Source organism: Deltaproteobacteria bacterium (assembly GCA_016223005.1).
Lineage (GTDB): Bacteria > Desulfobacterota > GWC2-55-46 > UBA9637 > GWC2-42-11 > JACRPW01.
Map to the genome: position 1 here is coordinate 1 of JACRPW010000024.1, position 7,363 is coordinate 7,363.

Below are 7,363 nucleotides of genomic sequence, written 5' to 3' on the forward strand. Positions count from 1 at the left end.
AGGCGGTAGGAGTCATCTCCAGATGACGATAGAAATCGCAGACAGGAGTCTGCTCCTACCAGAAAGTTGCCGTCCGGAGAAACCATGGCAATAAAGATAAAGACAAAAATAATAGCAACCATTGGCTCTATATTTATCCTGCTTTTCCTGCTCGGGATAATAGCTATTTATAACCGGAATATCCTCTTCAAAGGCATGGCGGACATGAAGGAAGACGCTCACAGGTTAGGCGTCCTGATTGAACTTCAGGTTGCAATGGATCAGGCAGTAATGCCTGCCAATGATTATCTGATAACAGGGAATCTCAAAGAAGAAAGGGGTAAGTTTCAGCAGATTGACGCTGAAGTTGGAAAGGGATTTGAGCAGGCAGAAGATTTTATACAGGGTAATGATGAAACAGGACTTATTAAAGCGGCGAAGGAAAGATATGCTGTCTTAAAGAAGATCGTCTTTGAAATATTTTCCATACAAAATCCTGTTGGCAATAAAAAGGGGATTCAACTGATGCAGGAGATGGATGCCCTAATCCATGACATAATAGTATATCAGATTGATAAGGTAGTAAGACTTGAAAAGGAAAAGATGAATAGGCATATCACATCCGTCAATTTAATAAAAAAGAGGGTAGATATATTATTATTCATAGGCGCCATTCTTACTGTAATTGTAATCGTGGCAAATGCGTATTATTTTATCAATTCTATTATGAAGCCTATAGTTGAGTTTAAGAAAGGAACAGCCCTTATAAGAGATGGAAGGCTTGACTACAGGGTGGATGTAAGGGACGGCGTTGAGATGAACCTTCTGGCAGATGATTTTAATGAGATGACACGGAGACTTCAGGAATCATACGAGGGTTTGGAGAAAAAGGTTGAGGAAAGAACACGACAGTTGAATGAATTAAATGAAAGACTAAATGAGCTTTCAATAACTGACGGACTTACAGGGGTATATAATCACAGGCATTTTTACGAGAGGCTTACAGAGGAGATAAAAAGGGCAAACCGTTATGGCCGCCCGCTTTCCCTTATCATAGCCGATATAGACTACTTCAAAAATTATAATGACACCCACGGTCATCTGGCAGGGGATGATGTCTTGAAAGGGGTTGCCCGTTGCATAAAAAGTAATGCAAGGGAAAATGATATGGTTGCCAGATACGGCGGAGAGGAGTTCTCTATAATCCTTCCGGAAACAGGTAAAGATGGCGCCAGAGATTTGACTGAGAGGATAAGACGCTGCATAGCAGGGCAGCCTTTTCCACATAAAGAGACTCAACCTGGCGGAAATCTGACTATAAGCCTTGGTGTCGCAACATTTCCTGATGATGCGAATGATGCAATGGGTGTTATTAATAAAAAGGCAGATGATGCGCTGTACATGGCAAAGGAAAAAGGGAGAAACAGGGTTGAGGCAGCGGGATAAAAATGGTGATATAGGTGAAATGGGTAGCCTGTAGGAGCCGTCTATCAAGCAAAGGAGGACAGTATGCATCAATTAATGCATTCACAAAAGAGAAGGGTCTTTTTCTGGTTAGGGGTTGTCTTTGCCATTACGATTATGGTTCTGATACTTGACAGTCACTATTCATTTAGTCAGGTCAAAGAAAGGGTGAGAATTGGCCTTCCACTTCAGCAGCAAAGCTCGCTTGCTATTATCGCAGCAGAAAAAGGATTTTACTCAAAAGAGGGTCTTGCTGTAACGGTAAAAGAATATCCTAGCGGTAAGCGCGCTGTAGAGGGTATGCTTGCTGGAGCAGTTGATGTGGCATCAACTGCTGAGACACCAATTGTCTTTGCAAGCTTTGAGCGACAGGATTTTAGTATTATTGCCTCAATTGGTTCTTCAGGTGATCTAATGAGGATTATTGCCCGCAAAGACAAAGGGATTCAAAAGCCAGGGGATTTGAGAGGCAAGCGCATAGCCGTACAAAAAGGCTCAGCAACGCATTTCTTTCTGCATATCTTTCTTCTAAAAAATGGTTTGTCCGAGAAAGATGTTAACCTTTCATTCAAAAAGGTTGAGGAACTGCCCGAAGCGCTGGCGAGTGGAGAGATTGACGCCTTTTCCCAGAGAGAACCATTTATTGGCGAAGCTAAGGGGTTACTAGGAGATAATGCGGTAGTCTTTGCCGAACCAGGAATCTACTTTTTGTCAGAAGAAATGATAGCCTTGAATAGTTTAATTAAGGATAAACCAGAGGTAATTAATAGACTGCTGCGGTCATTGTTGCAGGCAGAAAGGTTTGCAAGGGAGCATCCGGATCAGGCGATTAAAATTGTTTCGAACAAACTGAAATCTTCTGAATCAGAGATTTCTGCCCTCTGGAATGGGTTTGATTTTACTGTTTCACTGAAACAGGTGATTTTTAATATTCTGGAGGATGAAGCCAGGTGGGCGATAAACAGCAAACTAACAGATAAGACAAAGGTTCCAAACTATCTTAATTTTATTTATCTAAAGGGCCTTGAGGCGGTGAAGCCTGAGGCGGTTACGATTATCAGGTGATTGGGTGACAGGGGATAAGTTATGAAAATCAAGACTAAACTAAGAATCTCCGGGATATTGCCCCTCGGTCTTTCCCTTATAATCATTTTGAGCCTCTTTTTGACAGCCAGGCAGGTTAATGAGTATAAGAAACAAGCCGATTTATCCGATGCGCTGGCCGGGGATATGATTAGTCTAAATATTTTACTGCACGAATATCTGCTCTATCAAGAAGAACGGCAGCATGCCCAGTGGCAGTTAAAATACGGCTCTACGGCAAAGCTGCTAACGCGGCTAGATTTCGAGAGTCAGGTGGAACGGGCTATATTAAAGACGATACGCCGCGATTATAAAAAAACCAGTGACAAGTTTTCCTAGATTGTTGCAATGAGAGGGGTTAATGCGTCAATAGAGTTGCATAATAGATTGGCAGGGCAGATTTTGATAGATGCGCAAACTATGATTTCCAATGCCCAACAGCTGAGTTTGCTTAATCATACAAAGGTGATAAGTGCTCAGAGGAGAGTCGATTTGTTCACTATAATCTCTCTTGTGATTTTATCAGTTGTTTTGATAGTTGTTTTGTTTTTTATTGGGGAGAATTTGACAAGACATATCTATAATCTCCGCGAAGGGGTTGAGATCATTGCGGGTGGGAACCTTGACTATAGGGTGGGGATAAATACGAAGGATGAAATAGGCTGGTTATCCATGGCGTTTGATGAGATGGTAAGCAGACTAAATGAATATCGCAAGGAACTGGAATCCTTCAGTTACTCCGTATCCCACGACCTCCGCGCGCCTCTCAGGGCAATAGACGGGTTTTCAAATATGCTTCTGGATGATTACAGGGACAGACTTGACGATGAAGGCAAAAGGCTTTTGAATGTTGTCAGGGACAATACAAAGAAGATGGGGCAGTTGATAGACGACATCCTTCATTTTTCACATATGGGGCGCAAAGAGATAACGATAACAGAGATTGGCATGGATAAACTTGTAAGCGATGTTTACGCGGAAATCAAGGCATCTGCCCCGGAGAGAAAGTTGCAATTTAATGTGAAACCGCTTCCGCCTGCCTACGGCGACCCTGCTATGCTCCGTCAGGTTGTCTCAAACCTGTTGTCCAATGCTGTCAAGTTTACAAGAGAGAAGGATGCGGCGGTTATTGAGGTAGGAAGTTTAGGAGAAGAAGCGGAGAAACTGGGAAGCGGCGGGGCGGGGAAAGAACAAAACATTTACTATGTCAAAGACAACGGCTGCGGCTTTGATACGAAATATGCAGACAAACTATTCGGTGTCTTTCAAAGGCTTCACAGCATGGGGGAATTTGAAGGCACAGGCATCGGGCTTGCCATTGTCCAACGGATAATCACACGGCACGGAGGTCGTGTGTGGGCAGAGGGAAAGGTTGGGGAAGGAGCGGTGTTTTATTTTACGCTGCCAAAGAGGCAAACCTAATAAACTTCATCATGGGAGCCGATGTCAAGGAGATGAACAATGTCGTCATATAGTTTAAATACAACCCTTAATTCGTATGTGAGTGAACAGGCGTATTTTCCTTCAAGATTGCCTTTAAGAGGATGGGTGCGCAAGGTCGGATTAAAGGGGTTATTGGAGAGTTTATCAAGTAATTCTGTATATGACTTTTTGAGATGCGGATATTTCTTCGCTATCTTCTTTGCATCCCTTAAATATCCGGGAGAATATTCAATTTTCCGTTTCATCAAATACTGCCTTCACAGCATCTTCCACGTTTTCAAACAGTATTCCCGGTTCCTTTTCAGCCTTAAGCACCCTTTTTTCAAACGCCTTATGCTTCTTCTCTTTTTCCATGAGAAAACCTACATAATCCCTGACCGCCTGAATCTTTTTAGCAGGGAGACTGAGAAGCATTTCATCAATGTCGGATATATCCATACTCTTCATGTTAAAATGATAAAAAATAAACTGCGGCATGTCAATACAAAAAAACGGGAGCAAAGGAGGTATGAGATATGGCAAAGACTGACGAAGTGGAAATCCTTTTAGTTGAGGACAACCCGACAGATGCGGAACTCTGCATCAGGGCGCTCAAAAAGCACAATCTTGCCAACAAATTGGTATGGGTAAAGGACGGGGCAGAGGCTCTGGATTTTATATTTGCAGCCGGCGGGTATGCCGAACGCACAATAGGAAATGGCCCTAAAGTGATTTTCCTGGACTTGAGGCTTCCAAAGATAGACGGACAGGAGGTCCTCCGCAGGGTCAAGTCGGATGAAAGGACAAAGGCGATACCTGTTGTGGTATTGACATCATCAAAAGAGGACAGGGACATTGCGGAGAGTTACAAATTCGGCGTGAACAGTTATATCAGCAAGCCTGTGGAGTGGGAAGATTTTGTCAAGGCGGTGTCGGAGATGGGGCTTTACTGGCTGCTGCTCAATAAGCCGCCGGTGTAGTTAGTTCGGAGTGGGGAGTTCGGAGTTAGGAGATAAAGATAAGAAACAATTACCCCGAACTCCAAACTCCGAACTCCGAACTCCAAACTAAAACGGAGGCAGGTGATGAATGAGGAAAATTTTGTTTTTGAAAATTTGAAGGTTTATCAAAAAGCTCTGGAATATGTTGACCTGGTTTATGGCATTACAAAAAACTTTCCCCGTGCAGAGGTGTTTTCTTTGAGCGATCAGTTTAAAAGGGCCTCAGTATCTATCTGTCTGAATATTGCAGAAGGGAGCGGAGGGAGCAGAGCAGAGTTCAGGCAATTCCTTAAAATAGCAAGAAGGTCTGTGAGAGAATGTATTGCTGTTACAGAAATTTCATGGCGGCAAAAAATCATACCATCTGAAGAGAAACAATGGTCACGGGAATGTTGTGTGGAACTTTCAAAAATGCTCAATGGACTGATGAAGTCTTTAAAATCATAGGAGACAAATATGAGCAAAAACTACTCTGCCCCCTCTTCTCCAAACTCTTCACTCCCAACTCCAAACTCCGAACTCCGAACTCCCAACCCCAAACTCCCCTCTCCGAACTCCTCACTCAAGATCCTGATGCTTGAAGATGTCCCAACAGACGCTGATTTAAACGAGCATGAACTGCGCAAGGCAGGGATTGCATTTACATCCAGACGTGTGGATACAAGGGATGATTTTATCAAGGGGCTTGATGAGTTTGCCCCTGATATAATCCTTGCTGACTATAAACTCCCTGCCTTTGACGGACTTTCTGCGCTGGAAATCGCAAAAGAAAAATCTCCAGATGCGCCCTTTATCTTTGTTACAGGCGCAATGGGCGAGGAATGGGCTGTTGAGTCATTTAAGAAAGGCGCAACAGATTATGTCCTTAAAGACCGTCTTTACCGGCTTGCACCTGTTGTTCACAGGGCAATGGAAGAGGCTGACAAGGCGATAAAGCGCAAACAGGCAGAGAAGAAGATTGCAGAGCAGATGGATTACCTTGTGAGGTTTGAAAAGGCAGCAGTTAATAGGGAATTCAGAATCAAGGAGTTGAGGGATGAAAATGAGGCATTGAAAAAAACGATTAAGGAGATGGAGAAGCGGTAGGAGTCATCTCCTGATGACGATACAATTGCAAACAGGAGTTTGCTCCTACCGACAAAGTGAGGCGTCAACGTAATTTTTTCAAAATCTTTTCGCTGTCTTTTTTGTGAGTGATGGCTAAAATAACAACTTCTTGTGAATGGATTTGATAATATGCCCTGAAGTTACCGCTTCGCAGCCGATATAAAGGGGGTTTGTAACCAGAGAGTTTCTTTACCCTTGTTTTGCCAAAAGGCAGTGGTGATGCCTCTAAATAGGTTTTTATATCTCTAATAATTTGAATGGCATCATCTGCTTCAAGTTTTTCAATATCTCGCTCTGCAAAGGGGCTGAATATGACCTTAAATCTTTTTTGTTCCACTTCGTTTTTCCAGTTTTTTTATAAGGGCATCGGCTGTAATACCTCCGTGAGCCGAATATTCAGCGGCAGATTCTTCTATCCTTGCTCTAAAAGCAGGGTCATTTTCAATAAGATAGTCAGCAAGGTCGTCTTCTGTTACATGGTGAAGTATTGCAGTGGGTTTGCCATAGGCAGTTATAATAATGTCCTCTTTTTCAGATTCTTTGAGGATATCCATTGTGTTGTGTTTGAGTTCTTTTACACCAGTAAAACGCATAGCAGCCTCCTTAAAAGTTATACTAAAGTGTAACTTTAAAGTTATGGTTATGTCAAGGCAATAATGTAATGTTATGGACAATGTGAATAACCGCATAATAGAATTAGAATCCGAACTCTCCCGTATCAATGCAGAACTTGAAAGGGCAAGTGGGCGCGAGCAGGAATATGTGGAAGCCAGAAGTGCCATGCTCTTAATGCTTGAGGATTTAAACAAGGCTACCGCTGATATTGAAAGGGCAAAAAATGAGTGGGAAGCGACTATTGATGCCATCTCTGACCCTCTCTTTATCCACGATAAAGAATTTAAGGTTGTAAGGGCAAATAAGGCTTATGCAGAGGCAGGAGGCATGCCTTTTAATGAGATTATAGGAAAAAAGTATTTTGAGGTTTTTCCAAAGATGGACGAACCATTTAAGATGTGCCTGAAGGCATTAGAATTGCAGGAGGAGGAGGAGGTTTATCTCCCATCTACAGACAGTATATTTAAGGTAAGGTTTTATCCGATAAAGGCTGCTGAAGGCAAATATCTCTATTCAGTCCACATCCTTGAGGACATAACAGAGATAAAGATGGCAGAGGAAAAGATAAAACAGGAGATGGAAATCACAAGTCATCTCCTTGCATCTACTCTCCACGATATTGGTAAAATCGGGACTTATGAGCATCTGCTTGATAAACCCGACAAACTCACTGATGAGGAATTTGAACTTAT

The 7,363-nt window shown here is 42.6% G+C and carries 12 protein-coding genes; 8 read left to right on the top strand and 4 right to left on the bottom strand.

Annotation, left to right across the window (positions count from 1 at the left end; all coding sequences use genetic code 11):
- The first annotated feature begins 84 nt into the window (after positions 1-84).
- From HZC45_02750 to HZC45_02765, 4 genes are all read left to right on the top strand, one after another.
- Complete coding sequence (locus tag HZC45_02750) at positions 85-1,425, top strand: diguanylate cyclase (protein MBI5682077.1); 1,341 nt, start codon at positions 85-87, stop codon at positions 1,423-1,425.
- Positions 1,426-1,488: 63 nt separating this feature from the next.
- Complete coding sequence (locus HZC45_02755) at positions 1,489-2,508, top strand: NrtA/SsuA/CpmA family ABC transporter substrate-binding protein (protein MBI5682078.1); 1,020 nt, start codon at positions 1,489-1,491, stop codon at positions 2,506-2,508.
- Between the two features lie 21 nt (positions 2,509-2,529).
- A complete protein-coding gene (locus HZC45_02760) occupies positions 2,530-2,865 on the top strand; it encodes a hypothetical protein (GenBank protein MBI5682079.1) in 336 nt (111 codons plus the stop codon).
- Between the two features lie 153 nt (positions 2,866-3,018).
- Entirely contained in the window at positions 3,019-3,948 is a 930-nt protein-coding gene (locus tag HZC45_02765) for a HAMP domain-containing protein (protein MBI5682080.1), read from the top strand.
- Here the strand turns inward: HZC45_02765 and HZC45_02770 are convergent.
- Positions 3,945-4,214 carry a type II toxin-antitoxin system mRNA interferase toxin, RelE/StbE family gene (locus HZC45_02770; protein MBI5682081.1) on the bottom strand — a complete coding sequence of 90 codons (270 nt, stop codon included), beginning with the start codon at positions 4,212-4,214 and terminating at the stop codon, positions 3,945-3,947. The two genes, HZC45_02765 and HZC45_02770, sit on opposite strands and share 4 nt — an antisense overlap.
- The gene (locus HZC45_02775) at positions 4,198-4,407 is read right to left on the bottom strand and encodes a hypothetical protein (protein MBI5682082.1); all 210 of its coding nucleotides are present in this window, start codon (positions 4,405-4,407) and stop codon (positions 4,198-4,200) included. The genes HZC45_02770 and HZC45_02775 overlap by 17 nt, the downstream gene beginning before the upstream one ends.
- A 77-nt stretch (positions 4,408-4,484) precedes the next feature.
- Between HZC45_02775 and HZC45_02780 the strand changes: the two genes are divergently transcribed.
- The 3 genes from HZC45_02780 (at position 4,485) to HZC45_02790 (ending at position 6,035) form a co-directional block, all read left to right on the top strand.
- A complete protein-coding gene (locus tag HZC45_02780; protein MBI5682083.1) occupies positions 4,485-4,928 on the top strand; it encodes a response regulator in 444 nt (147 codons plus the stop codon).
- Between the two features lie 105 nt (positions 4,929-5,033).
- A complete protein-coding gene (locus HZC45_02785) occupies positions 5,034-5,396 on the top strand; it encodes a four helix bundle protein (GenBank protein ID MBI5682084.1) in 363 nt (120 codons plus the stop codon).
- Positions 5,397-5,405: 9 nt separating this feature from the next.
- Positions 5,406-6,035, top strand: coding sequence for a response regulator (locus tag HZC45_02790; protein ID MBI5682085.1), 630 nt, complete (start codon positions 5,406-5,408; stop codon positions 6,033-6,035).
- A 64-nt stretch (positions 6,036-6,099) separates the two neighbouring features.
- On the opposite strand, the gene HZC45_02795 is transcribed toward HZC45_02790, so the two are convergent.
- On the bottom strand, positions 6,100-6,393 hold the full coding sequence (locus HZC45_02795; protein ID MBI5682086.1) for a type II toxin-antitoxin system RelE/ParE family toxin: 294 nt from the start codon (positions 6,391-6,393) through the stop codon (positions 6,100-6,102).
- The gene (locus tag HZC45_02800; GenBank protein ID MBI5682087.1) at positions 6,374-6,649 is read right to left on the bottom strand and encodes a hypothetical protein; all 276 of its coding nucleotides are present in this window, start codon (positions 6,647-6,649) and stop codon (positions 6,374-6,376) included. Before HZC45_02800 ends, HZC45_02795 begins: the two co-directional genes overlap by 20 nt.
- A gap of 73 nt (positions 6,650-6,722) precedes the next feature.
- Here HZC45_02800 and HZC45_02805 point away from each other — a divergent pair.
- Positions 6,723-7,363, top strand: a 641-nt coding sequence (locus tag HZC45_02805; protein MBI5682088.1) for a PAS domain-containing protein, incomplete at its 3' end; no start/stop codon positions are given.